The following is a 26983-nucleotide window of genomic DNA, read 5'->3' as shown; positions in this document are numbered from 1 at the left end:
TCACTTTACTTATATTATATCAGATTTAGTTTAAGATGCCCAATCGATAAAAGTTGACTAAGCCTCAACAGGCATAAAGTTACCGACAATTTTACCAATGATTCGGGGATCTTCGTCATAGGGTGCGAACTTATCACCATAACGTTTATTGAGAGAAACTAATCGTAGTCCATCTTCCTCGCGATAAACTTTTTTGATATAGGTTTGACCGTCCCAGTCTACAGCATAAACAGCTCCATCATAATCAAAACCTGTTTGTTTGATTAGCACTACTTCACCATTTAGGTAGGTAGGTTCCATAGAGTCTCCAAATACCCACGATGCAAAATCATGATCTAATTCTTCATCATAGAAAACTTCATCATAGTTGCCATCACCAAAGTAAGTGTAACCAGTTCCGGCTGATAAACGCTCGAAAACTTTGTAAGAGTAAAGCGAAATAACAGGTGCTTTCTGCTTTTCTGCTTCTTGCTCTTCTAGGAGAGCCTTAGTAAGTCGCAAAGCTTCCTGACGATTTTCCTCATTTAGTTCCAAGTAAACTTCTACAATCTCATGTTCAGAAAGAAAATAGGTCTCAGCTACGCCAAAAAGTTCAGCCAAAATCGATAGGTTCTTTTGATTTGGTTTCGTCTTACCATTTTCCCAATTAAAATAAGAGGAGCGAGAAATTCCTAGATGCTTAGCCACTGCTGCCTGACTCATCCCTTGTGCTTCTCGAATTTCCTTAAGTCTTTGTCCTGAAAACATGGCTACCTCCGTAAGTTAATAAACTAACACAAGTTTATCAAAAAAAGCAGTTAACTTCAAGTGAAACTAACTACTTTTACAATTCTCTTTTGTATTATTCTTTAACTAAAAATCCTAGATGGTTTAGTGCCTCTTCTATATAAGCCATATCCTGCTCACTATCTGCTTCGACAAGATGGTAATGAATTCCATTTGTTAAATCAGATAAGGGGTGAAAGTCATTTGACGATGATTGATCTAAAAAATGACTAACATCTCGACGACAAGACAATTTCAACAAAGTCTGAATTTCTCCATAGACTGGATGATCTATCATGATATTTTGAATACGGCCGCCATTATCAACAATAGCCAAAAGCTCATCTTCCATATCAGATACTTTATGATTCACCTTAAACAGCCTACGTACATAAGAATTGTCATCGCTACTTTTATAGATATATCCCCTATTAGTTGAAATAATCTGGGCACCATCTGCACGTAAAAGTGCAATATCTTGAACAATGATTTGACGTGTCACACCAAAATGCTCCGCCAGACTCTGTCCATTTATTGCCTCTTTAGCTCCCTTTAAGAGTGCCAATAATTCTTCTTTTCGATTTGAAGCCATAGACACCCCCCTCTTTCAACTAGCGTATTTTTCGAATACTTTTGAAAATTGATAATGCTATAACATAGTCTATCATACTATGGACAATAGTGCCAAAACCAACTAAAACAAAGAGAACATAGAACAGTTTTTGGAAATCCTCTCCTGTTACTGAATAAAAAATCACACAAGCAAGAACTTCACCTATAGCATGGATAAGCCCTAAAACAAAGTTAAAAAGCAATGATGATTTATGATTTTCTATCGTTTGTGGAAATTTTTTCAAATAGAGTGCGCCTAAAAAACCAAATATAATATGAGAAAAGGCTCTAAAAACAACCACAATCGGATAGCCAGCCATAAAGTATCCCAAACTAGAAGCTAAGATAACAAAAGCAGTTACCCAGGGAGATATAAACATAGCTAGAAATATTGGAACATGGCTCCCCAAAGTATACGAAGCCGGTGGGATGATCAGTTTAATTGGCATGATACTTGGGATAAGGATAGCAATTGCAGTTAATAAAGCTGCAAAGGTCATTTCTTGAATTCTCTTTTTAGGTTTCATAATTTACTCCTTTTTACTGTATATACATTAGTATGTTACAGTGTATAGTTATATAAGTCAATATTTTTCAGAAAAAAACACTAGCGCAAAATGCCCTAGCGTTCTAAGTTTCTTATTTACGTTTTTTCTTAGCTTTCTTCAACTTGTTAGCTTGCCGCTTCATCGCATGTTTCATGGCAAATGAACCAACTTTACCTTTAAGACCACCACCAAGCATTTGGCTTAGATCCATATTCCCTAGATCTGGCATACCAGCGCCACCCATCATGCCTTCAAGAGCAGACATGTCCATATTACCCATATCAGGCATATTTGGCATGTTTTTTGGCAGATTATTTGGGTTAAGACCCATTTGACGCATCATTTGTTCCATGTCGCCAGACATAACGCCTTGCATCATTTGTTTGGCTTGATTGAAATCTTTAATAAACTTGTTTACTTCGATGAAGGTATTTCCCGAACCATTGGCAATACGGCGACGACGGCTTGGTGTCAAGAGATCAGGATTTTCACGCTCTTCTGGTGTCATTGATGACACAATGGCACGTTTGCGCGCAATCTGTTTCTCATCTACTTTAACATTAGCCAAGGCAGGATTGTTAGCCATACCTGGCAACATCTTAAGCAAATCCTCCATAGGACCCATATTTTGCACTTGGTCTAATTGGTCGATGAAGTCATTGAAATCAAAGGTATTTTCACGCATCTTTTCAGCCAACTCAAGAGATTTTTTCTCATCGTATTCTTGAGAAGCTTTTTCAATAAGGGTAAGAAGGTCACCCATACCTAAGATACGGCTTGACATACGGTCAGGGTGGAAAGTCTCGATATCCGTAATTTTCTCACCAGTACCTGTAAATTTAATCGGCTTACCAGTGATCTCACGAATAGAAAGAGCTGCACCACCACGTGTATCACCATCAATTTTAGTAAGAACGACACCTGTGATATCTAGTTGTTCATTGAACTCCTTGGCAACGTTGGCAGCTTCCTGACCAATCATGCTATCTACAACCAAGAGAATCTCGTTTGGATGAGCAAAATCTTTGATATCACGCAACTCTTGCATGAGAGTCTCGTCAATCTGCAAACGACCAGCCGTATCAATCAAGACATAGTCATTTTTATTTGCACGCGCTTGTTCCAAACCATTTTTGACAATCTCAACCGCCGGTGTCTCTGTACCCATATCAAAAACAGGAATATTGATTTGTTGTCCCAAAGTCTTCAATTGGTCAATGGCAGCTGGACGATAGATGTCCGCCGCAATCATCATTGGACGGGCTTCTTGTTCTTTAATCAGCTTATTCGCCAATTTACCAGCAAAGGTCGTTTTACCAGCCCCTTGAAGACCAACCATCATAATGATTGTTGGAATCTTTGGAGATTTCTCAATCTCAGATGTTTCAGACCCAAGAATTTCTGTCAATTCTTCATTAACAATCTTAATGATTTGTTGTGAAGCATCAAGAGTATCAATGATTTCGTGACCTACAGCGCGTTCACGAACACGTTTGATAAATGTCTTAACAACTGGTAGAGCTACGTCTGCTTCAAGAAGTGCCAAACGAATCTCTTTAGTGACTTCTTGAACTTCTTTCTCTGAAAGTTTTCCTTTACGTCTTAAATTTTTGAAAACGCCTTGCAAGCGTTCCGTTAAGCTTTCAAAAGCCATATATCATTTCCTCTCTTACTTTCTGCTTGAATCTAATCTCTATTATCAATGCTACTAAGCACAGCAATTTGTTCCTGGAGATAGCTATCGTCTGCGTATTTTTCCATGATATCATCAAAAATTTGGCTACGAACGATGTAATCTGAATACATATGTAATTTCATCTCGTAAGCTTCTAAAATCTTCTCAGTACGCTTGATGTTATCATATACGGCCTGACGACTCACACCAAATTCCTCGGCAATTTCTGCCAAACTATAATCATCCGCATAATATAGCTCAATATAGTTCATCTGTTTATCTGTTAACAAGGCTGCATAGAACTCAAACAGGGCATTCATGCGATTGGTTTTTTCAATTTCCATAAGCTTCATTTTACCATAAAATCATGGTGTTAGCACCATTCTTATGCAGAAAAAAGCAGTGACTTCTAATTGTTCTCCAAATAAAATTCAAAACGGTCGCCAACATAGTAACTTCTTACATATTCGAAAGCCTGTCCATCTTGGAGGAAGGAAATTTGTATCAGACTCAAGAGAGCATCACCGGTCTTAACCTTAAGGTGCTTGGCTAGACTACTATTGGCCGAACTTGCTGATATGGTCTGCTGACTTTTTCCTATTTCATAGCCATTATCGGTCAGTGTCTTGAAGAAATGTTCGGTAATATCTGATTCCTTAAAACCTCGGATAATTTTCTCAGGGATACTGGCAATTTCATAGGCAACCGGAATGTCATCGGCAAAACGAACACGTTCCATACGAATGACATGGGACTGTGGCAAGACACCTAAATTCTTGATTTCGAACTCATTTGGATGTAGACGTTGATACGAAATAAGCTCACTAGACGGCTTCTTGCCTTGGGATTTGACAATCTCAGTAAAACTCGTAGTTCCACGCATCTTTTCCTTAACTCGACTGCTAGCCACAAAGGTTCCACTTCCTGGTTTGCGTTCTAAAATTCCCTCATCCACTAAAAGTGTTATCGCCTGGCGCACAGTCATCCGACTCACATCAAAAGTCTCGCAAAGATCTCGCTCGCTAGGAAGACGTTGCCCGATTTTCCAAGCACCATCATCAACATCTTCCTTTATCTTATCATGTATCCGAATATACGCTGGTAACATCAAATCCCCCCTCCTTTTTTCCTATTTTACAAAAAAAAGTGACATAATTGTAAAGATAAGTAAGGGACTTACAGTTTCTCGTATAAATCTAGGTGCTAAGTCCATAAATTTGTGATACAATGATTGCATAAGAAAGAGTCCATGTGTGACGTAAAAAGAAAGGGTAATAATGACTGACATTTCTACTTTGAATGATGTGCAGAAAATCATTGTTCTAGACTATGGTAGCCAATACAATCAGCTGATTGCACGTCGTATTCGTGAATTTGGCGTTTTCTCTGAATTGAAGAGCCATAAAATTACTGCTGATGAAGTCCGTGCCATAAATCCTATCGGTATCGTACTTTCAGGTGGTCCTAACTCTGTTTATGCCGAGGATGCTTTCGGTATTGACGAAGAAATTTTCGAGCTTGGTATCCCAATTCTTGGTATCTGTTACGGAATGCAACTTTTGACCCACAAACTCGGTGGTAAAGTTGTTCCTGCTGGTGAAGCAGGTAACCGTGAGTATGGCCAATCAACACTTCGCCTTCGTGCCCAGTCAGAGATCTTTGCTGGAACTCCTGAAGAACAAGTTGTTCTGATGAGCCACGGTGATGCTGTTACAGAAATTCCAGAAGGTTTCCATCTTGTTGGTGACTCAGTGGATTGCCCATTCGCTGCGATGGAAGATACTGAGAAAAACTTCTATGGTATCCAATTCCATCCAGAAGTTCGTCACTCTGTGTATGGTAATGATATCTTGAAAAACTTTGCTTTTGGCATCTGTGGTGCCAAAGGTGACTGGTCAATGGCTAACTTCGTAGATATGCAAATTGCACAAATCCGTGAAACAGTTGGTGACCGTAAAGTCCTTCTTGGGCTCTCAGGTGGGGTTGATTCATCTGTTGTTGGTGTCCTTTTGCAAAAAGCTATCGGAGATCAATTGACATGTATCTTCGTTGACCACGGTCTTCTCCGTAAAGGTGAAGGTGACCAAGTTATGGAGATGCTTGGAGGTAAATTTGGCCTTAACATTATCCGTGTTGATGCTTCTAAACGCTTCCTAGACCTCTTGGCTGGTGTTGATGATCCTGAGAAAAAACGTAAAATCATCGGTAACGAGTTTGTTTACGTCTTTGATGACGAAGCAAGCAAACTTAAAGGTGTAGACTTCCTGGCTCAAGGAACACTCTACACTGATATTATTGAATCCGGTACTGAGACAGCTCAAACAATCAAATCTCACCACAACGTTGGTGGTCTTCCAGAAGACATGCAGTTTGAATTGATTGAACCACTTAACACCCTCTTTAAAGATGAAGTCCGTGCCCTTGGTACTGAGATGGGAATGCCTGATGAAGTCGTTTGGCGTCAACCTTTCCCAGGACCAGGACTTGCCATCCGTGTTATGGGTGAAATCACTGAAGAGAAACTTGAAACTGTTCGTGAGTCTGATGCTATCCTTCGCGAAGAAATTGCCAAAGCTGGTCTTGATCGTGATGTATGGCAATACTTCACTGTTAACACAGGCGTTCGCTCTGTCGGTGTTATGGGTGATGGCCGTACTTATGACTACACTATCGCTATCCGTGCTATCACTTCAATTGACGGCATGACAGCTGACTTTGCGAAACTTCCATGGGAAGTTCTTCAAAAGATTTCTGTTCGTATCGTTAACGAAGTTGACCACGTTAACCGTATCGTCTACGATATTACAAGTAAACCACCTGCAACTGTTGAGTGGGAATAAAATATAAACCTAATTTAGAGTGACTTGATTGATTTAACAGCATTTTGAATTGTTTTAAAACGCTAAAATCTAATTAATTATATTTGGTTCCCCACCAAATACCCCACCAGAATTTCTTTCTGGTGGGGATTTTTGTCTCTTGAATATACAATATAAGTGCACAATAAAAACTCATACGATTTTTCTAGTAAAATAGAATTGAACGAACTAATTACGAAAGGACAACTTATGAGCTACCATCAATTTACCACAGACGAGCGAATTAAAATAGAAAACTACTTAGAATTAGGTTTGAAACTTTGCCAAATTGCAAGTAAACTTGGAGTCCATAAGTCTACCATTTAAAGTGGGTTAAAACGATGCAAAAATGCTTATTCCCTAGCCTTAGCACAGGAACACTACAACCACAGGGCTAAGCAAAAAAGTCGGAAGTCTCGTTTGACACCAAAGTTAAAAAAGGAAGTTGATGAGTGTTTAAAATCCTCCTGGCCTCCTGATCAGATTTGTGGTCGTTATCAGCTTGAACAAAAGCTAATGTTTTTCGAATGACAAAAACATACTGAGATTCAACCTTCTCAGTATGTTTATTTTATTATATTATCTTTGTCTTATTCCACAATTGTATAGTCACCACTTTGAAGTAATCTCAAGACTTTATTTACAAATTGTGTTGAAAGTAATCCTTTAATATTGGCTCCATGAGTCTTGAAATCTTTGTCAATTTCTTTAATTTGTAATTTAGTATACTTTTTAGCCTTTTGCTCCGAAATGGGTAAATGGAAACTAGACTTCCCAATTTCATAAACTAAAAAATATAAATATTTTTTTCTATCTAACTTATAATCAAAAAATTTTTACTTCTATAGAATTCTCATCACGGTAACCACTTTTCCAAATGATATCATTACTTTTTTCTTGCAATAATTTATCATAGTCTTTTTCAGTACTAAATACTCGTTTTTTCTCTTCTCCTACATATTGTCTATGAATTAGTGATGGTTCAAACACTGTTAACAATTCTTCTTTCATCGTATAGTATTTTTCCATCTCATCTTCAGCATTTTCAATGTTTCTTTCTGTATACAGATTGTAGCCATCGGCTTTATATTTTCTTATTTTATCACGATAATTTTTAGCTCGCTTGTTTACAGAATAAATACATTCTGCAATCATCTTATTCGTAATTTTTTTGTCATTTACCGATTGATTGTAATTTTGGGGAGTTCTCATATTATTAATCCTTTCATCTCATATATCAAATATCATTCACCTTGTCTTTTTTGTACTTTTCTACCATTTGCCAGAGCGTATGACTCGTTAAATCTGCTACAAGATCATACCATTCATTAAACAAAAATGATTCAAGCAACATATCAAGTGCATAATTCAAATTTAAAATCTCATCCATCTCTCTAATCTCAAACATATTTTTACAATGGCAAGAGTGATAAACTACAATCCTCAATGTATCATCAACAAAAGCGAACGACAGTTCTTGATTATCTCGAGATAAATCTACATAGAAGTCATCCTCGTAAGTATCGAAGTTGATAACAATATCCATCTCTTCTCTTTTCTCAATCAGATCACCCACTATTGTCATGATTTGTTTATTAATATATTTTTTTACAGTTTTCATTTGTCAAACCTTTCTTAATCTAATTCAATAATTAACAGAACTATTCCGTATCAAATTGGTCAAGTTCATAGCCTAATCTCTAAAAAAGAACATTTATCATATAGTTAACCTCCTGATTTACAATTTAAGTATGTCAGAAAAGTTGAATTTTAAAAAAACAAAATAATTTTTTTACTTCTCAAAAATAGTCGTAGTTTCTTCTTAAATATAAGTTCAGTCACCTCTCTTATATTTTAAGTTCTTGTTATATCTGTAAGTGATAAGCCTAAAAATCATAAGTAACTTTACTTTTAGTAATTATATATATTTTTGCCTCTCTACTTTGGTAACTATATAGTATGTCAGAAAAGTTGAATTTAAAAAAACAAAATAATTTTTTTATAAAGACCCACAGCCCAAAGATTATACAGAAATAATCTACCTTTTGAAGTATATTAAAAGAGTCGCTAATGAAAAGCGACTCTTTTTGTGATTCGATAAAATGACTAGTCTTCTACTCTCTATAATAAACATCCGTACCATCACTGACATGATTTTTACTCCAAAAAATTGACTCTCTTCCATCTTGTCCCGACGGAGTAAATACAATTGGTGTCTCACTAATACCTTCTGATGTTTTTGTAACGGCTGTGAGCTTTTCTCCTTTTACGACGAACTTATCAAAAACTACATCACCCGCAGGTTTGCCATTAACTTGAATCAAGCCATTGGCATCAAAAGTAATACTATTTCCTTGTTCATTTCTCCAAGATCCTTTAACACTTGAAAAATTACCTGTTTGAATTTCTTGGATGTTCATACTACTAGATTCCGATTGAGTTTTTTTCTCACCTTCTATTCGTTCCGTATAATCAAGAGCAATCCATCCTTGACCAGATTGTAATTTCCCCCAAGTGTAACCTTCTGCATTTGTTGTTTCCGCAATAGTATGAATACCTTGAGATATCTTGCCCAAAGACTGAGATTTAGCACTTGGTTCTTTGCGTATTTCCAAATCCGATATTTGCACACGAACCTGAAAACCAGTTTCTGACTTAATATCCTCACTCTGACTAGAAGATTTCATAGCGCTTTCTTTTGAAGAAGTCGTTGAACCTTTATCAATTGATTCCCACTTTAAGTTTTTGAGATTCAAAGCCGTAGACGAGATACCTAATTCATCTTCGATTTTCTTCTTATCATTCATTTGTATCGTAGTTTCTTTTTCCTTATTTGGGACACTAGCTTCAACTTTGTATAAAGTTAGGTTTACTTCCGGATTCGATGATTGCCAGGCAGCAAATACCACCTGACCGTTTTCATAAGCAGTGAGAGATGAACGTGCCCCACCAACAGGAGCTACATAGGCTACATGTAACAATGAAGGTTGACTATTTTTTAGGTAATAGATTGCAGAAATATAATCTTGTTTACCAATTAATAACTCGTCCTGTCCATCTTTATCTAAGTCTACAAACGCATATTGAAAATCAGCTGACGTTCCCGAATGCCCTAAATTATCAATGAGCATATATTCCTCAGATGTAGCTTCAACCTGTTTTAAGGATTCAGATAAACGACTATCATCACCACTATTTATTGCTTTCTGATAAGATTTATATCGATCTAAGACTGTTTGAAATGCTTCCTGTCTATTCTTCTTTAATGATTGCTTACTAGACGAAGATGATTGCTGTGTTACCTGCTTCATTTGATTAGAGCCACATGCAACCAAGGTCAAAGTACTCAGGCTTAAAAGCGATATCAGTATCCATTTTTTCATATTAAATTCTCCTGTTCTTTCAATATGTTTATTTCCGCTAAATGTTTTGATTTGATTCCCCACCACATGCAAAAACTATTTCAGCAAAATAGGACTCCTATGAAGAGTACAATGAATCTTCATAGGAGTCCTATAACTATTTATTGTTTTTCATAGGTGGCATCGTGAAGTGCATAACTTACATTGGTGTTAGTGAATTCAAAGAAAATAGATTCAATCTTTCCTGTTGAAAGTTCACCTTCAGCTTTGGGACCACTTGTTGCCGTAAACTTAATTTTATCACCCGCAATTCGCCAAGTACCTGTTCTAGATTCACCACTTTCTTTTGTAATTTTCAGGCTCTTATTTGATTTCAACTCAATCGTTACATCATTTTCACCATCGTACCAAGTCCCCACAACCTGCTGCTCCGGAGACTTTTCACGTGTTAAGAAATATGCTCCAATGCCAATCCCTGCAAGTGCAATTACAACAACAGAAACAATAATTAATACTTTTTTCATTTTATATTCTCCTATTTTTATTCTCAACTTCTCTAGAATATGGAAGTAATTTTGATTAAAGTAAGGCAGTGAATCTTCAGTTACGCCATAACTTCTCACTCAGTAAAGCAATTTAGAAACTGTCATTTATAACTTCTTCTTTCTCATCACTCCTGCTAAAGCAAGAAACGTAATTCCTGAAAGCGTATAAACCGCTGTCTCACCTTCACCTGTTTCAGGTAATGATGCTTGATAGATCGGTACACCATGTTTCGAAACGACATTATCGGTAATAGTGCGAACAGCAGTTCTGACATCTCGGGAAAATGAAGAGTTATAACCTACTATTTGGCCATTTTCATTAAGGATAGCAACAGGAGTTCCACCTTTTTGAACAATAGCTTCATATTGAGTTACTGCATCATGTTTATTGATAAGCAACTGTTTAAGTTTTTCAGTTTCTTTATCAAGAATTGATTTAGCTTCTTTATGTTTTTCTACTGCTAGTTTGTAAGCAACTTTAGCTTTTTCTAAATTACTATCAGCATTTTCGAGTTTACTAAGATAATCTTTTGTTTCTTGAAGTTTAGTTTTAAGAGATTTAATCTCGTCTTTGATTTTAACTTCATTCACTTTCAAAGCGTTCACTGTTTCTTGAAGAGAAGCAAGTTCTTTTTCGTCTTTCGCTTTTTTAGCTTTAAGTTCTTCCAACTTAGCTTCTTCTTTTTGAAGTGTTGCTTTAGCATCCGCAAGAGCTTTAGTCTTACTTGCAACATCTGAGTTAAGATTATTAACAGCTTTTTGAGCTTTGACTAATCTTAGCTCAGCTAATTCACGCGCCGAAGTCGCTTCAGCCAATTTGATTTTAGCATCAGGTGTGAGGTCAGCAGTTGCTTTGAGTGAGGCAATTTTATTGCGAGTTTCTGAGAGCACTTCATTAGCAAGTTTATTTTTAGCCTGCGCAGAATTCAATTCTTCATTTGCTGTTTTGTTTGCGTTGTTGGCTTTTTCTTGTGCTACTTTTGCATCCGCAAGAGCTTTAGTTTTAGTAGCAACATCAGCGTTAAGATTGTCAACTGATTTTTGAGCGTTACTGAATCGACTTTCTGCATTCTTACGTACCTCAGTAGCTTCATCCAACTTAGCTTTGGCATCAGGTGTGAGGTCAGCAATTGCTTTGAGTGCGTTCAAAGTTTTTGTTGTGTTAGATACAGTATCCTGAGCTGCGTTATTTGCTACTGATGCTGTATTTAATCGGTTTTGGGCTGTTTTGTTAGCATTATCCGCAGAAGTTTGAACAGCTTTAGCGTCAGCTAGTTGAGTTTTTACAACCGAAGAGTCAAATGGATTACTTAATATTTTATCAGTATCTGACGAAGTGTGATTGAAATGAATTTCATGCATCAATCCAAGACCTTCTGGTGTTACGCTTGTTGCAGCACCAATATAATTTGGAATAACCTTACCGTTTTTATAGTCAGGTTTTCCTCCAACTGTTGTAATAATATGTGCATAATTCTGATTGTAGTCACTACCAAAAGTATTGATAATAGATTTATAAATACCTTTATACAAAGCCGACATTGTAGTTGGTTTAGCTTTGATGTAACCGAGGTTTTCTGCCTTCCAATGCGTAGTATCAGTTCCATCATTAGTTAGAGCACTAAAAAGATGGTCACCATCAGGATTTGACATGTTCGAATAAGCAGTTGTGATATTCTTCATTGCTGTAACAACATCTTCTGTCACAAGAATTTCAGAATCACCCCAGATAGTTTTTCGCACTTGTTGAATCAATCCTGCCTGATAAAGTGAGAGGTTAGCAATTTGTTCTTTTGTTAAATCACTAAGATCATTAATTACAGTGTCGTCAACAGGATAGTTGTTTTCTTTGCTATAATCACGGTTATCCCACCAAGTTTGAACAGCATCGAAGAGCTTATCTTTGTTTGCTTCTGATTTATCTTCATAGAAGTTTCGATAAGCACTTGCAACTTCTTCTGGAATTTCAATAGTGCTAAGATTTTCTAAACTAGTTAGTTTATCTTCCAACCGTTTTACAGCTTTGTCTGCTTCTTCTTTTTTAGACTTAGCATCAGCCGCAACAGCTATAGCAGCTGTCAATTCCGTTGAAGTTCTCAAAGCTACATTTTGTTGAGCAGTCAAAGTTTCTGTCAATGTTTGGATTTTAGCTTTTTTATCAGCATCAGTCTTTTGTGCTTCTTCTAGATTGCTTTGAGCCTTGGATTCAGCAGCTTTTTTCGTTGCCAAATCACTTTGAGCATTATCTCGCTCTGAGATGATTTCTTTAGCTCCTGTACCATCAAGTGCTGCTTGAGCATTAGTTACAGCAATATTAGCATTATTGAGTTGCTCTTTAGTCTGTTTAGCCTTAGCCTCAGCATCGCTCAAACTTTTAGAAGTGTCTTCAACAGATTTAGTTTGAAGTTTTTCATCTTTTTCAGCTTGTTCAAGTTTAACTTTTTTATCAGCATCAGCTTTCTGTGCTTCTTCTAGCTTGCTTTTGGCATTAGCTTCAACAGCTTTTTTCGTTGCCAAATCACTTTGAGCATTATCTCGTTCTGAGATGATTTCTTTAGCTCCTGTACCATCAAGATTTTTTTGAGCAGTTTCTACATCGGCTTTAGCATTTGCTAAATTAGTTTCTTGAGTAGTAATTTTTGTTTGATCACTGTTAACAATTTCAGTTTGTTTGTTAACTTTATCTTGAGCTTTAGCAGTCTCAGCTTGAGCATTCTGAAGTTGAACATCTTGATTTTCGATTGCTGATTCTGTTTCACTAATATTTTGTTTAGTTTTATCAATTTCAGCAAGAGTGGCCTTATCTTTGATAATTTGCGCTTCATCAAGAGCTTCCTTAGCCATAGCTTCAGTTTTTTCAGCTTTTTCTTCTTCAGTGATGGCTTGATTAACTATATCTTGTTGAGCATTTACTGCTTGTACCGCTACACTTTGCTTGTTCTCAGCTTCTTTAAGAGCTTGAACAGTCACTTTAGAACTTAAGGCATCAACTTCTGTTTTTAGGGCTTCTTGTTGATTAGCATTCGCTACAGACGTTAATCCTGTCGCTACAATCACTGTAGATACACTAGCTAATACCTTTATAGCTTCTTTCTTTTCCATTAACGCTAAAACTCCTTTAATTTTCAATAAATTATACAATTCCTATATTGTAATGTTTACATTATATAACTTAAAAACAACCTTGTAAAGTCGTTTTTAACCTTTTAAGGTGTTATAACCAACCTTTTAAGGTTGTAAAATTAACCCTGTGAGGTGGTTTATGTCAAATCTACAAGAATATATCAGTAAGCGTATTAGAGTCTTACGAATAAAAGAGGGAATGACTCAAGAAATGCTTGAAGAAAAAGCTGAATTAGGGACAAATTACGTTTATAAAATTGAAAATCTAGAACCTAATATTAAAATCAAAACTCTTGAAAAAATTATGAAAGCCTTAGATGTGGATATCTCCACTTTCTTTGATGTCACACTAAAAGAAGAAGATAGCGATTTGGTAAAACTTATTGATAATTTAAAAGCATTGCCTGAGTACAAACAAAAGAAATTAATCACAGCTATCAATACTATTATGACTGAAACAAAATAACAGAACCTTTTAAACTGACAACTACTATAGGTTAAAATAGAATTTAAGTAAAAGACTTATCTCTATAAAATATAAGAGATAAGTCTTTTTAACTTTCTTTATTTATCATTGTGATATATAAATCGATTTTTATTCCATACAAAGGTACATCCTTGTTTCAAAAGTTCCAGATTTGAGCTTTGTTTGTTATAACATCCATAAATAAACGTTTGTTACGATAAAATATCGAAAAACGATTTAATAGGATGATAAAAAATAACCTCAAGTACAGTTTACATGTACATGGAGGTTAGTGCACCTTTTCGATATTAAAAAAGTAATCTAGATATCCACTAATGTCATTAGTAAATCCCGCTAATGACTTTTTTATATCAATAACACCTAAGAGTTCGAGGTGTTCATTGAATATTCTTTTATAATCAACATTTGGTGTCAATAAAATAATTTGTGCACTAACGTTATTTCGCCTAATTTTTTTGACTTTTTTTCCATAGTTACATTTCTTTGTATGTATGATAAAATATAGACAATTGGTTGCTGTAGTAATTCTTAAACAATTAAAATGGTTGCCAATTTTAACTTTTAACTTATATTTTTTTATATACCTTTTTACAGTAATCAACAACCAAAAGTGCTTTACAATATTGAGCATACCTCTCCTCCAATTTCTATTTTTATTATAGCTTGGTTATACCATTCAATTAGTTGAATATCGTAAACGGTTCATTTATTGTCATCTACGATAAAAATATAGCGATGATGATTGTTCTCAGACTATTTACGACTTGACGGTTCTATTATTCCAATCACTACTTTTACAATATTAACTTGGAGAAGAAATATTGATTTTTATTTAGATGCTATAGAAATGCATTAATTACCCCTAAATAATATCATTCTTATCTAAAACAACAAGTCATATAATTTTTAATATTGGAAAAGACTTCGATGTCTTTTACTACAGTACTAAATATTTTATCGAATGGAGAGTACACTAATTGTTAAATATTTTTATTTTAGAAGACGAATTTTTACAACAAACACGAATAGAGACCGTTATTAAGGATGTTATTGCAAAAAAATCTCTAAAATGTAAAGGACCTGAGATTTTTGGAAAACCTAGCCAGCTACTTGACGCAATTACCGAAAGAGGTTCTCATCAACTTTTCTTTTTAGATATTGAAATTAAAGGAGAAGAAAAAAAGGGGCTAGACATTGCAAAAGAAATTCGGAAAAAAGACCCTAATGCAACAATTGTTTTTGTAACAACACACTCAGAATTTATGCCAGTCACTTTTAAATATAGAGTTGCTGCACTAGATTTTATTGATAAAGCTATGGATGATGAAGATTTTTATGAACGTGTTCATTTAGCAATTGAATATACCATGGATAAAATGGGTGCCACTATTGCCCAAGATTCTTTTACTTTTGAAACAGCTACGGCCCAAGTTCAAGTGCCTTTTAACAATATCTTATTTTTTGAAACATCTCCAACAATACATAAAGTTATTTTGCATACTAAAGAAGAACGCATGGAGTTCTACGCCAGTATTTCAGAAGTTGAACGAGCTGATGATCGCCTATATCGATGCCATCGTTCATTTATCGTTAATCCTGAAAATATCGTTAGGATCAATAAGGAAGAGAAAATGGTAATGTTTGAAAATAATAATGAATGTCCCATTTCACGTACGAAATATAAGGGACTCCTAGAAAAAGTTAAATCTTTGAAAAGCTAAGGGGTTTCTATGGATATAGTTATAAATTTATTGCTGTTCTACTCTAAGATATTAGTAGTATTGTTACTATTTCAACAAATAAGTAACCAACCAATCAAACCTTTGTGGTGTATTATTGGTCCATTTTTGTATGTTCTACTCCTCATCATATGTCCTCCTGTTGGATACTTTGCTTTCTTTTTTATCTTTATCGCTTATAACATATATCAAAATAAGTATAAAAGTAAAATACTTGATATTTTTTATGGCTTGTACCCCATTATTGTTAATAGCTTGCTAGGTAGAATGTTGGGATTCTATGTTTTCCCTTTACTAGGAGTCTCAGTCTTCAATGAAGTCAAACTAAGTTGGTATGATATCTTAATTGAATTATTAGTTTTTCCTCTTCATTTACTCATAGTAAAATCTCTTAGGTTAGATTTTAACGAAATAAAAGAAGGTTTCAAGCATCACTATTTCAAGTATTTATTATTACTGATCAACATCTCTATGTTTGTATATATGTTGTTAGTTTCTATACTTGTTATTTATAGAGACAAATTAGCTGATGCAGATAACTGGAGAGGACATATTAATAACTTTTATATTGTTCTGTTTTTTGTAATACTACTCTACCTCAATGCAGTTTCAAAAGAAAAACTAGAAAAGGAAATAATTGAGCAGAAGGATACTCAACTAAGTGAACTATCTAGTTACAGCCATCATGTTGAATCACTTTATGAGGAAATTAGAAGTTTCCGTCATGACTATATTAATATTTTGACCAGTCTAAAATTAGGAATTGATAATCAAGATATTGAAGCTATTAAAACTGTTTACAATGGTGTGCTTAGAGATAGTGGAAACCAATTCTATAATAGTAAGTTTGATATTGCTAAACTTAGTAATATTAAGAATGATGCTATCAAAAGTATTCTTTCCGCTAAATTACTTGAGGCACAAAATAGGGGAATTTCAATTTCTGTTGAGATTGAAGAACCTGTTAGTAATTTTAGGATAGAATTACTAGATTTTATAACTATCCTATCTGTACTTTGCGATAATGCTATCGAAGCTACGATTGAAGCTATAAGTCCAAGAATGACTGTTGTTTTCATAAATAATGATAATTCATTGGTACTTATCGTTGAAAATAGTATAAAATCAGAAAAAGTGGATGTTAGTCATATTTTTGCTAGGGGGTACTCTAGTAAAGGGAAAGGAAGAGGTCTTGGGTTACATAATGTAAATAGCATATTGGAAAAATACCCTAAATCTACGATTACCACTCGTAGTGCAAATCATCTCTTTTCTCAAACTATCAGATTTTGTAAGTAAGTCTCGACTTTTAACTTTAACCTCTTTAATCGACTTAGGTTTTGCATTTGAATCGTCTGTTTCTAGTATTTTTTGCTACATAGCTTATTAATTTTTGGGACCACTAGCATAGCTAGTGGTTTTCTTAAGACCCAAAAAAGACAGTAACTTCAGAATAGTTACTGTCTTTTTTTATTTCATGTTTATCTTAAAGCCTTGATAGACTTGAAAAGTAGTTTATAAAGACTTCTTAATTATTTATCAATGCCCTACATCTGAATATGAAATATAATAACGTTGCCCATCTTTGACAAAACTATACCAGTTTCCATCAGGTAAAATTTCATATTTATCCCAATCAACATCACCTGCAGGCATTTTAGAAACAACCCCACTGTCTTTATCTGGTGCAGCATATACAGGGGTTTCCTCATCAAGTGTCAATGTTCCAGAAGTAGCTTTCCAAGCACCTCGACCACCCTCAACTCCTCCAACTTGAGAAGCTGGTGTTGTTGCTTTAGCCACTTTCCCACCATCTGTGGTACCTGCTTGAGCTTGTTCTTGAGAAGAAGCTTTAGGTGCTACTGCTGAGGCCTGATTGTCATTCCCTTCATTTGTGACTGCTGAAGAAGATGATTGAGCTGCTTTCTTATCCTTCTTAACAGCTTTACTTGAGCTTGAAGATGATTTCTTAACCGTCTTGGCTGGGCTACTACTTGAGCTAACACGTGCCGACTCATGACTATTAAACTTAGTCACTAAGAAGATAGCGAGGATTACTACAATAAGAGCTGATAGGATACCAATGAGTTTAGTTGTTGTTTTCATGATTGACGTTCCTTTTCTTATGATTTACAAGATTAGTATAATATAAAGACAACTAAAGTTTCATTGAAGTCATAAACTGTAGTTTTCTCGTCATAAAAGGACAACATCTTCTATTTTTAGCATCTATTTTAAATGATAGTCTTTAAATCGTGTTAACAAAGAACAATTAGGATACCTCCCTAAAATCTCTCAAACAGTGGACAAATATATACCATGTCCATTACCTTTGCTTGAGTAACTAATTTTAAAGATATGATATAGAGTATATTGATAGATTCTCGAGAAGTATTTACTCTTTTAGTACTACTTTCCATACAAGCCTCAATATCTCTAGTCTTTCCAGTTTATATACGTATCAATTGACGTATTGATAAAACCTCTTCACAATCACTTAAATATAGATATAGAGGCGAGATTCTCTCAATCTCTTTTTTTATTTCTTTTTTAATTTAGAAAAATAACTTACCTTTGCCAACAGAAAGGTGAATTTTTCCAAATAATTTTGGAAAAAGAGGATGTAATCCTAGCCGTCTGCAAGACCACAATAATAATGACTCTGTCATTATGTATATTGTGTTATAAATAGAGTCAGACTCTGCTGACTGTCTCCATCATCTCCTAAAAAATTCATCATAAGCTGTTTTTTTATTTTCAACTTATCAGACATAATTAATAAATAAAGGAGAAAGTTATGAACAATGCATATACTATTTCAGCTCACTTTGGAAAAAAGATGAGTCGTGACCATAATATTCGTAATCGCAACATAACCAACTCAGAGGATCATATAGACCCAGATGGATATTTTAAAATTATAGAGGATAGGCCTATCAAACAGCCTTATTATAAAATTTTCGGACAGGCTGTTCTTGACTATAATGCGAAACAAACTCGATCTGACAGACAAATTATAGACTATCATACGAAAATGCTTTCAGCTTATAAACGTGATCCCAATCGCAATCCTGCTACCAGCCATGAGGCAATTTTTACCATAGGAAATGTTAACCATCATCCCACAATCACAGAATCAGAAAAGATTCTCACAGATTTTTTAGAACAATTCAAAAAAAATAATCCTAACGCCATCATTTTCGGTGCCTATTTTCATGCAGATGAGCCTGGTTCTGCCCCTCATCTTCATGTTGATTTCATCTTAGTCAAACGGCAAAATAAAAGAGGCTTAAGCATTCAAGTCGGTCAGGAAGGTGCCCTCAAAGAAATGGGTTACTACACATCAGGATCTAAAAAAAATAAAGATTTAGTAACGGCACAAACTCGATGGCAAGCAGCTCAACGCGAACTACTTCGAACAACAGCTAGAAATCATGGAGTTCAAGTTCAAGAAAGTGGCAAATCTAAAACAATAGCTAACCATCTGGATACTGAGATTTACAAACGAACTACAAAACTTAAAAACTTAGATCAAAAAATTGAGGAGAAAAAGATGTGGGCTGAAAATGCTAAATCTGAAGCAGAGAAAAATAAAAAGGAACTGTCAGAGATCTTGAGAACTAAACAAGAGTTAGACATTGACATTCAGATGAAAAAAGCAAACCTCGAAGAGATTACTAAAATTAAAAAGAAAAATAAAGAATTAAGAGAGGAGAATACTTTTTTAAAGAAATCAATTAATATTCTGCAAGAGAGTATCGATCTAGCCGAAAGTTGCTTCAAAACATATTTCTTAAAAAATAAAGAGAACCTCTGGAATATATTTAAACAAAAATTGTCTCAAACATTTGGTTCTAAAAAATACGAACGTTATAATATTATTCGTCATGATACAGAGTTAAATGAAAAGCTTGCACAACACGAACGAGATTACTTAGAGGGCGAAAGACGTGATCCACCTCCTACACAACTATTTGGATATGATGCTAAAACTGATAATGAATCAGATTTTACATATGAGAATGAACAGATATAGAGATCCTTTCAAGATTGATTAGTGACTAACGAGTACTCGATATGAGTTGGTCCAATATAAAAGTTTCCTTGCTAATATAGCAAGGACTTTTTTTATGTTTACATTTTTATTTTAAGTTTAATAGCTTCAACTTCTTTTAAATTTATAGTTATATTTTTTTCGTTACATATGATACTGATATTAAACTTTTGTTCTCCAACACAGACTAAAAAATTTTAGTCAAAATTATGGTTTTTAAAATTCTCTTAAAACTTGTTTTTTTCAAACATAATGTCTAAGAAGAAAAATAATATTTAAGAGTTCTAAATTATGATTTTTAAAAATCTCTTAAAATCTATTTTTTTCAAACATAATGTCTAAGAAGAAAAATAATATTTAAGAGTTCTAAATTATGGTTTTTAAAAATCTCTTAAAATCTATTTTTTTCAAACATAATGTCTAAGAAGAAAAATAATATTTAAGAGTTCTAAATTATGGTTTTTAAAAATCTCTTAAAATCTATTTTTTTCAAACATAATATCTAAGAAGAAAAATAATATTTAAGAGTTCTAAATTATGGTTTTTAAAAATCTCTTAAAATCTATTTTTTTCAAACATATTCTTTAAAAATAAAAATTAGTAAGGAGTAATAAATGCAAGAAAAAATTATTTGTGAAAAAGATAAAATACAACAATGTAACGAAAAGATAATGAAGAGATGTTTTTCAACAACATCAGCATTTTGTGGCATTGATAGCACAACTATTAGAATTAGTGGAACCTTTGAGTTTGATCATAATATTTTATCTAGATATTTAAAAACTAACAATAGTAAAAACAATAAATGTAAGATATCAGAATGTGGAAATTACGAATTTATCCAAATAACTTCAAAAGAATTTGGAAAACTCGAAATCGGACAGGATTTTTATAGGAAACATAGTAGTTACTATTGTCGTCTCCAACTCATTCATCCAGATGTTAATACTGAAACTATCTCAGTCAACCATTTAAAAAGTCGGGTTATAAAACTTTTAAAAATTTTCGAGTCTGAAATGGGAATACTAATCACTCCATACAAAATCAGTCTTATGAAGTTAGAACTTGCTTTTACTTTTGCTACCGACTCAATCATTCATCTTCAAACCCGTAATTTATTCATCAAGTGTTTTTCTAAAGCCTCTCAAGTTGATAAAAAAATTTATGAAAAGGCTTCAACTAAAGAGGATCATCACATTTTAAGTTCAAGACTACGAAAAAATATGGAGCATGTGTTATACGATAAGACTGCAAAAGCTGAGCACAGAAGACATATTAAACGTAATTCAAAACGGCAATTTAGAGTCTACCGCTATGAAACAACACTGAATGAACAAAAGATAAAAAAAGAATTTGGTTCAGCATTATTAGAAGATCTAACCGATAAACAAATTATTATTTTTCTTGAGGAACTTCTTACCAGCTCCATTTTTAGATATATCGACTTACTTAGAAAGTCAATCAAAATCACTGAGCAAGAATTATGTCGTTTGAATAGAGAAAAAGGAAAAGATGACTATATTGATGCTTTCTTATCAAGACAACTCAATAACTCACTTGAAAAACTCTCACCGCTCACCATTGACGAAGGCATCTTTTGCTTTTTAGATACTACTTCTTTTATAAGTACAAGCAACAGTGCTAGAACAAAGCGAAATCTTATTAAACAGAGTCGGAAACGTGATTCAAATGAGAGTACATATTTCTTATCTAAAATGATAAGTTGGCAAGTTTTACATCTTTTTAAACTATTTCATGATTCGCTAGAATTTGCAAAAGTTTTGGGGTTGGGTTGTTTTATCAATGAAACTTGTACAGAAATTCATTTATTAAAACAAAAAGAATTCACTACTGATCAAAGAGATATTGTTTTTAATCAAATTATTCGCTCAAAAAAGAAAAACAATAAAATTGATTTAAATAAAATTATTATTAATCAATTAAATGATTTAGATAGTGAACTATTTTAGTTATTTTGATAGCTATTTTTAAATCCATCTATCAAGTATTTCTTATTATATCAAGGTTCTTGAAAAAATAACTCTTCAACCCTTGATGTTAAAAAAGGAGAATAATGTGTTAAAAAAAATTATTAATAAAAACGATTTAATTGCTTTGGGTTATAAAACTAATACCGCAATGACTATCATTCGACAAGCAAAGAAGATTATGGTACAAAAAGGATATGCGTTTTATAACAATCATCGTCTAGATTATGTTCCTATTCATGCTGTTGAAGAAATTATTGGGGTATCACTTTTAGAGAAAGAAAAGGAGGACTCCATAAATAATGAGTGATGAAATTAATTTCAACGAGCAACAAAGACTAAAAGAGCAATCTCAACAAAAGACTAAAAAGCAAAAAAAGACAAAATATCATGGCGTTTATGTTGACAATAATGGGAAATTTTTTTACCAGACGGAATTTGGTTTAGATAAAATCACAGGAAAACGAATTCGCAGAAAGGGGAGAAAAGATAAAAACGGAATTGATTTTAAATCGGCTAGCGAAGCTAACAAAGAATTAATCAGAATCAAGAGAGAATATTATGAAGCTAATGGTTTTTCTAATTATCATATGAATTATAAACAATTTATGACTAACCATTACATTCCATATTACCGTACCACTGTTCAAGATAGCACATATTTAGTACGTGAAAAGAGTTTACTATTAATCAGTGAACGTTTCGGTAACACTAAACTTCGTTCAATATCAATTGAACAAGTACAAAGTTTTCGGACTTGGTTACTAACTAGTGCTGAAGAGGGAGGTGCCGGTTACTCCCAAGGTTATGCTAGCTTAGTCTTCGGAATGTTTCGAAAATCTTTAGATTATGCTTTTGATCTAGGTTATGTAGAAAGTAATATCTCTAAACGCTCAAAGGCAATCCCAAAAGGAAAAAGTGAGGTTCCATACTGGACAAAGTCTGAATTTGAATCCGTAATATCTATGATTTATATTAATGACTTTTACGAACATTTATATTTTGTTATGTTATGGATTTATTTTATGACCGGCATCCGTGTAAATGAAGGTTGTGCACTACAGTGGGATGATATTGACTTTGAAAAAAAGAGGCTTCGAGTCCATCACATGCTAATTATCAAAAATAAAAAAAATTGGACTCGTAATTCTTATACAAAAACTAAAGATGGCAAACGTATGATAAGCCTTGATGATGATACAATAAAAATTTTAAAAGAATGGCGTAAAGTTCAAGGTAATCTAGGCCTTGGCCATGACAGTGATTTTATCTTTTCATATGATGGACTTCCGATGCTGAAGTCTACAATTTCCAGAGCTATCAAAAGGTATGCAAAACTGGCTCATGTTAAACCAATTCAAGCTAAAGGATTAAGACACAGCCACGCTTCTTACCTTATCAATGAATTTAATGTTCCAATCTTGATTCTATCAAAACGTCTCGGCCACTCGTCACCAGAAATTACTCTTAAACATTACGCTCACATGTGGACGGGAGCAGATGAGGCTATCACACAAGAAATGACTGGCAATATTTCAATCTCATTCCCTTCAAAAAGTTTAGTAAAATTCAATGGAAATCAAACAATTTTAAAATAATAACAATCCCCACCATCTAGCCCACCAAAAATAAATAAGTCTTTCTAAAATCCCAATATGAAAGGATTTTAGAGGTATAGATTACTATTGAGTGGGAATAAAACCAAAATCATCAAAATCGCTGAACGCAATCGTTCAACGCTTTTTTGTTTTATATCTAAATGAAGTTTTAGAGCAATAAAAATTCCATCAATACAAATAAATCAATGGAATTTCGTTCAGATATACTGCTTTCAAAAAGTAGTTTAGCCAGTTTAGGCTACCCAACTCCTCATATAGTCATGGTAGGTATTGACAGATGTACGCTTACTTAGTGAAATCAAGTACCTTACGTCCTTGAATTTCACCTTTTTCCATTTGATCAAATACTTCTACCGCTGTATCAACAGGAACGGTTTCAACAACTGGTACTACCAAGCCTTGTGCACCGAAGTCAAAAGCCTCTTCTAAGTCTTTACGCGTACCTACAAGAGATCCAACAACACGGATACCATCTAGAACTGTTTTGACAATTGAGAGCTCCATGTATTCAGATGGGAGCCCAACGGCAACGATCGTACCACCGGCACGTACAGTATCGACAGCCTGGTTGAAAGCAACCTTAGAAACAGCTGTTACAACAGCACTGTGTGTACCACCAGTTTTCTCTTGGATATAGCCTGCTACATCTTCAACTTCTTTACCATTTACCACTAAATCCGCGCCAGATTCTTTAGCCAAATCTAGTTTATCTTGATTAATGTCAACTGCTACTACTCGTGCGTTAAAAACTTTCTTAGCATATTGAATAGCTAAATTACCTAGCCCTCCAGCACCATAAATAGCTACCCATTGACCAGGTTCAACTTTAGCTTCTTTAATGGCTTTATAGGTTGTAACTCCAGCACAAGTAATAGATGAGGCTTGAGCTGGATTGAGTCCTTCTGGAACTTTCACAGCGTAGTCAGCAGTAACCAAAGCATAGTCACTCATACCACCATCAACATTATAACCAGCATTTTTTACAGACCGACAGAGTGTTTCACGTCCAGTTGTACAGTATTCACAGTGGCCACACCCTTCGAAGAACCAAGCGATTGATACGCGATCACCTTTTTTAAGTGTTTCAACTCCTTCGCCAACTTCTTCAACAATACCAATTCCTTCATGGCCTAAGATACGACCTGGAACTTGACCAAAGTCGCCATGAGCTACGTGAAGGTCAGTATGGCAAACGCCACAGTATTCAACTTTAACCAAAGCTTGACCATGACCAACTAACGCTGGTTTTTCATGGTCCACAACTTCAATACCTGTGCTTGCTTGATTAACAACAACTGCTCTCATCTTAATTACCTCCATATGATAACTTTTAACACCCTCATTATAGCACTCTTATAAACAATGTCAACGCTTACATAAAACGTTCCTCGGTCACTAACAAATTTCTTGAAAGCTCTGGCTAGCAATTAAAGACATACTATTTCTCCCGCTGGATGTGATATGATTTAATCATTTCCAAGATACCTATACTGTCTCACGAGTGTCTTGAAATCCAAAAGGCTGACTTCAAAATGGAAATAATGATTGCGTCCGTCTCTAGCATTCTCTTTATTTAATAGAAAATAATTCTTTTGACTGATAGCCATCTCTCTAAGAATATCATCCGTCAAAAAGGTTAAGGGAATATCCATAGCAGAATAGCGATAAAAGTCTTCTTCAAACTTTAAATAGCTATCAGAAAAATAGTCAATTTGAAATTTATCATCATAAATTTCTCTCATCTTCATCTATGTTTTCACCCCCAAAACTAATTTCTAATATATCCTTTGTTCGAATACCTTTATATTGCTTGAAAGATTTTATAGTAACTTGATCAAAATCCAAGTCAACCACATAACCATTAATCCTACAGCGCCTACCTTGATCCTTTATCTGGAAATTCCCCAATAATTGGCCCAAATAAAGCTGGTTCAATAAAGTAAACTTCTCTAAATCATCCAAATGATTAGTTAGATTTTCTTTAGTCTTATCTTCATGTAGGGAATTTGTGTGTTCCGACAAAAAGAAGCCCATCCACTTCATCATTCCCCTATCTTGGTGTTCCCTAGCTGATTGAAAGGGAAGGTAACTACGGTCTATCATTTTAATCCATCTAATCCTCCAGCTGAGTGGCCACCAATAAGCTTGCTTCGAGCAAGACTCCTAGATGCCTCCTGTAAAGCTGTTGCTTTTTGAATGGTCGTAAAGCCAAATTCCTGTCGAATACTATCTATAGCTGCTTGAAGCCTTTCTTCTTTATCAATATCATCAGGATTATCAAATAAAGAAAGAATTTGAAGCCTTTCATCTACAAAATTTGCATAAGAGACACTCACACTTCGAACAGCCCCTCCTTGATATTTCTTCCTAAAGAGTTCAATGACATGTCCTATTAGTATCCTTGTATTATTAGCAGGTTCAATCTTCATCTGTGCTTGTAGCGAACGCTTGCCCTCTAACTTTGAAAACCCAATACTAATGGAAACTTGACAAGCTTTCTTATGAGCTCGTCTTAACCTAATAGCTACCTGTTCTGCCATCTCTCTTAGAATCAATTCAATATCAGCTTGACGATCATAGTCTCGTGGCAAGATTTGGGAATTCCCTAAGCCATGTGACTTTGGTTTATAAGGTTTATGAACATTACTTTCATCGATACCGTTGGCATGAAAAAAGAGGTCTAAGCCCACAATACCTAACTCCTTTTTAAGAGTATCAGGATTGCTATTAGCAAGCTCTCGAATGGAGCAAATTCCCAACTTGTTTAGCTGCTTCTCCATCCGCTTACCAATCCCCCAGAAATCGGTCATATGGGGGATATTCCAAACCTTAGTCTCAACATCTTCATAGGACCAGTTGGCTCTCATAGTAGCCGTATGTTTGGCCTCATTATCAAGAGCTAACTTGGCCAATAAGGGATTACTATTAGACATCCCAACTGTCGAGTAAATACCTGTCTCCCTCCAAATATCTCTTTGAATACGCCCTGAAATCATATCTAACTTATCTTTTCTTGTAACTGTTCTATCGGGAATAAAGTAATTCAGTGACGACGTGAGATCAATGAAACCCTCATCAATGGAATAGGGAAGAATATCTTCAACACTGGCATAATTCTGGAAAATGTGTTGAATCTGGATATTCTTTTTTATATAGAGGTCCATTCTAGGAGGAACGATAAAGGTAACCTTAGCCCAAGATTCTATGTAATCTACAAAATCTCTATCCGTTGGAAGTCCCTGCTTTTTGGCATTATAATAATGAAACTTACGAGAATGAATGTCAAAAGGTAAGTCATAAGAACGACTAACATTTGACTTGCCAAAAACCTGCTTAAATATGGGGGAAGAGGCTAGTATCAAGCCATTAGCATTTTCAGCCCTACTCATCACACATAGTGAAGTCTTAAGAGGGTGTAGACCACGTTCAACACACTCCACACTTGCATAGAAAGATTTCATATCTACAAAAGCAATATCACTTTGCGGTTCTCTTGAATAATCAAAATATCCCATGCTCGCCCTTTCGTTAGTTTATAAACTAACACTAGTATAAATTATAACTTCTTATATTTCAAGTATTTTCCATAAAAAATAACAACATCCCTT

Annotated in this window: 24 protein-coding genes and 1 pseudogene; 9 read left to right on the top strand and 16 right to left on the bottom strand. The window is 34.6% G+C overall.

Going from position 1 to position 26983, the window contains the following annotated elements:
- Positions 1-57 precede the first annotated feature (57 nt).
- The 6 genes from EL076_RS04455 to EL076_RS04430 all read right to left on the bottom strand — a co-directional run bounded on the left by EL076_RS04455 (position 58) and on the right by EL076_RS04430 (position 4708).
- On the bottom strand, positions 58-747 hold the full coding sequence (locus tag EL076_RS04455) for an XRE family transcriptional regulator (RefSeq protein WP_003092569.1): 690 nt from the start codon (positions 745-747) through the stop codon (positions 58-60).
- Between the two features lie 94 nt (positions 748-841).
- Entirely contained in the window at positions 842-1357 is a 516-nt protein-coding gene (locus tag EL076_RS04450; protein WP_126429404.1) for a transcription repressor NadR, read from the bottom strand.
- Positions 1358-1376: 19 nt separating this feature from the next.
- On the bottom strand, positions 1377-1904 hold the full coding sequence (locus EL076_RS04445) for an ECF transporter S component (RefSeq protein WP_126429402.1): 528 nt from the start codon (positions 1902-1904) through the stop codon (positions 1377-1379).
- A gap of 112 nt (positions 1905-2016) precedes the next feature.
- Positions 2017-3579 (bottom strand): signal recognition particle protein, encoded by a 1563-nt coding sequence (gene ffh, locus EL076_RS04440; protein ID WP_126429400.1) that lies wholly within the window; start codon positions 3577-3579, stop codon positions 2017-2019.
- 32 nt (positions 3580-3611) lie between these two features.
- On the bottom strand, positions 3612-3944 hold the full coding sequence (locus tag EL076_RS04435) for a putative DNA-binding protein (protein WP_117647188.1): 333 nt from the start codon (positions 3942-3944) through the stop codon (positions 3612-3614).
- Between the two features lie 65 nt (positions 3945-4009).
- Positions 4010-4708, bottom strand: a complete 699-nt coding sequence (locus tag EL076_RS04430) for a GntR family transcriptional regulator (protein ID WP_003092716.1) — start codon at positions 4706-4708, stop codon at positions 4010-4012.
- A 169-nt stretch (positions 4709-4877) separates the two neighbouring features.
- Here EL076_RS04430 and guaA point away from each other — a divergent pair, with 169 nt between their 5' ends.
- Together guaA and EL076_RS10475 are read left to right on the top strand one after the other, a co-directional pair.
- A complete protein-coding gene (guaA, locus tag EL076_RS04425) occupies positions 4878-6440 on the top strand; it encodes a glutamine-hydrolyzing GMP synthase (RefSeq protein WP_126429397.1) in 1563 nt (520 codons plus the stop codon).
- 228 nt (positions 6441-6668) lie between these two features.
- Positions 6669-6977, top strand: a pseudogene (locus tag EL076_RS10475) (transposase); the annotation flags it as partial.
- A gap of 306 nt (positions 6978-7283) precedes the next feature.
- Here EL076_RS10475 and EL076_RS10240 read toward each other — a convergent pair.
- The 5 genes from EL076_RS10240 to EL076_RS04395 form a co-directional block, all read right to left on the bottom strand.
- The gene (locus tag EL076_RS10240) at positions 7284-7670 is read right to left on the bottom strand and encodes a hypothetical protein (RefSeq protein WP_232009680.1); all 387 of its coding nucleotides are present in this window, start codon (positions 7668-7670) and stop codon (positions 7284-7286) included.
- Positions 7671-7695: 25 nt separating this feature from the next.
- Complete coding sequence (locus EL076_RS04410; protein WP_126429393.1) at positions 7696-8079, bottom strand: hypothetical protein; 384 nt, start codon at positions 8077-8079, stop codon at positions 7696-7698.
- 493 nt (positions 8080-8572) lie between these two features.
- A complete protein-coding gene (locus tag EL076_RS04405; RefSeq protein ID WP_232009677.1) occupies positions 8573-9841 on the bottom strand; it encodes a DUF6287 domain-containing protein in 1269 nt (422 codons plus the stop codon).
- Between the two features lie 140 nt (positions 9842-9981).
- Entirely contained in the window at positions 9982-10344 is a 363-nt protein-coding gene (locus tag EL076_RS04400) for a hypothetical protein (RefSeq protein ID WP_064519797.1), read from the bottom strand.
- A 126-nt stretch (positions 10345-10470) separates the two neighbouring features.
- Entirely contained in the window at positions 10471-13467 is a 2997-nt protein-coding gene (locus tag EL076_RS04395; protein WP_064519799.1) for an SEC10/PgrA surface exclusion domain-containing protein, read from the bottom strand.
- Between the two features lie 160 nt (positions 13468-13627).
- On the opposite strand from EL076_RS04395, the gene EL076_RS04390 reads away from it, so the two are divergent.
- The 3 genes from EL076_RS04390 to EL076_RS04375 all read left to right on the top strand — a co-directional run bounded on the left by EL076_RS04390 (position 13628) and on the right by EL076_RS04375 (position 17013).
- Positions 13628-13954 (top strand): helix-turn-helix domain-containing protein, encoded by a 327-nt coding sequence (locus EL076_RS04390; RefSeq protein ID WP_064519801.1) that lies wholly within the window; start codon positions 13628-13630, stop codon positions 13952-13954.
- 998 nt (positions 13955-14952) lie between these two features.
- Positions 14953-15696: a response regulator transcription factor gene (locus EL076_RS04380; protein WP_126429389.1), complete on the top strand. Its 744-nt coding sequence runs from the start codon at positions 14953-14955 to the stop codon at positions 15694-15696.
- 9 nt (positions 15697-15705) lie between these two features.
- Entirely contained in the window at positions 15706-17013 is a 1308-nt protein-coding gene (locus EL076_RS04375) for a sensor histidine kinase (protein WP_126429388.1), read from the top strand.
- 240 nt (positions 17014-17253) lie between these two features.
- On the opposite strand, the gene EL076_RS04370 is transcribed toward EL076_RS04375, so the two are convergent.
- Entirely contained in the window at positions 17254-17820 is a 567-nt protein-coding gene (locus EL076_RS04370; protein WP_003097344.1) for a hypothetical protein, read from the bottom strand.
- Positions 17821-18511: 691 nt separating this feature from the next.
- On the opposite strand from EL076_RS04370, the gene EL076_RS04365 reads away from it, so the two are divergent.
- The 4 genes from EL076_RS04365 to EL076_RS04350 all read left to right on the top strand — a co-directional run bounded on the left by EL076_RS04365 (position 18512) and on the right by EL076_RS04350 (position 23354).
- On the top strand, positions 18512-19750 hold the full coding sequence (locus tag EL076_RS04365; protein WP_126429386.1) for a hypothetical protein: 1239 nt from the start codon (positions 18512-18514) through the stop codon (positions 19748-19750).
- Between the two features lie 632 nt (positions 19751-20382).
- Complete coding sequence (locus EL076_RS04360) at positions 20383-21738, top strand: hypothetical protein (RefSeq protein ID WP_126429384.1); 1356 nt, start codon at positions 20383-20385, stop codon at positions 21736-21738.
- Positions 21739-21844: 106 nt separating this feature from the next.
- A complete protein-coding gene (locus tag EL076_RS04355) occupies positions 21845-22066 on the top strand; it encodes a DUF3173 family protein (RefSeq protein WP_269148169.1) in 222 nt (73 codons plus the stop codon).
- The gene (locus EL076_RS04350) at positions 22059-23354 is read left to right on the top strand and encodes a tyrosine-type recombinase/integrase (RefSeq protein ID WP_197716148.1); all 1296 of its coding nucleotides are present in this window, start codon (positions 22059-22061) and stop codon (positions 23352-23354) included. Before EL076_RS04355 ends, EL076_RS04350 begins: the two co-directional genes overlap by 8 nt.
- A gap of 306 nt (positions 23355-23660) precedes the next feature.
- On the opposite strand, the gene adhP is transcribed toward EL076_RS04350, so the two are convergent.
- The 4 genes from adhP to EL076_RS04330 form a co-directional block, all read right to left on the bottom strand.
- A complete protein-coding gene (adhP, locus tag EL076_RS04345; RefSeq protein ID WP_003092519.1) occupies positions 23661-24680 on the bottom strand; it encodes an alcohol dehydrogenase AdhP in 1020 nt (339 codons plus the stop codon).
- A gap of 161 nt (positions 24681-24841) precedes the next feature.
- Positions 24842-25123 carry a DUF5960 family protein gene (locus EL076_RS04340; RefSeq protein ID WP_117647170.1) on the bottom strand — a complete coding sequence of 94 codons (282 nt, stop codon included), beginning with the start codon at positions 25121-25123 and terminating at the stop codon, positions 24842-24844.
- Complete coding sequence (locus tag EL076_RS04335; RefSeq protein ID WP_117647171.1) at positions 25101-25478, bottom strand: hypothetical protein; 378 nt, start codon at positions 25476-25478, stop codon at positions 25101-25103. The genes EL076_RS04340 and EL076_RS04335 overlap by 23 nt, the downstream gene beginning before the upstream one ends.
- On the bottom strand, positions 25475-26890 hold the full coding sequence (locus EL076_RS04330; protein ID WP_126429382.1) for a Y-family DNA polymerase: 1416 nt from the start codon (positions 26888-26890) through the stop codon (positions 25475-25477). Before EL076_RS04330 ends, EL076_RS04335 begins: the two co-directional genes overlap by 4 nt.
- Between the last annotated feature and the right edge of the window lie 93 nt (positions 26891-26983).

This window comes from Streptococcus vestibularis (assembly GCF_900636445.1).
GTDB lineage: Bacteria > Bacillota > Bacilli > Lactobacillales > Streptococcaceae > Streptococcus > Streptococcus vestibularis.
Note: the sequence above shows the minus strand (reverse complement) of the source record. Positions and strands in the feature narration are given on the sequence as shown.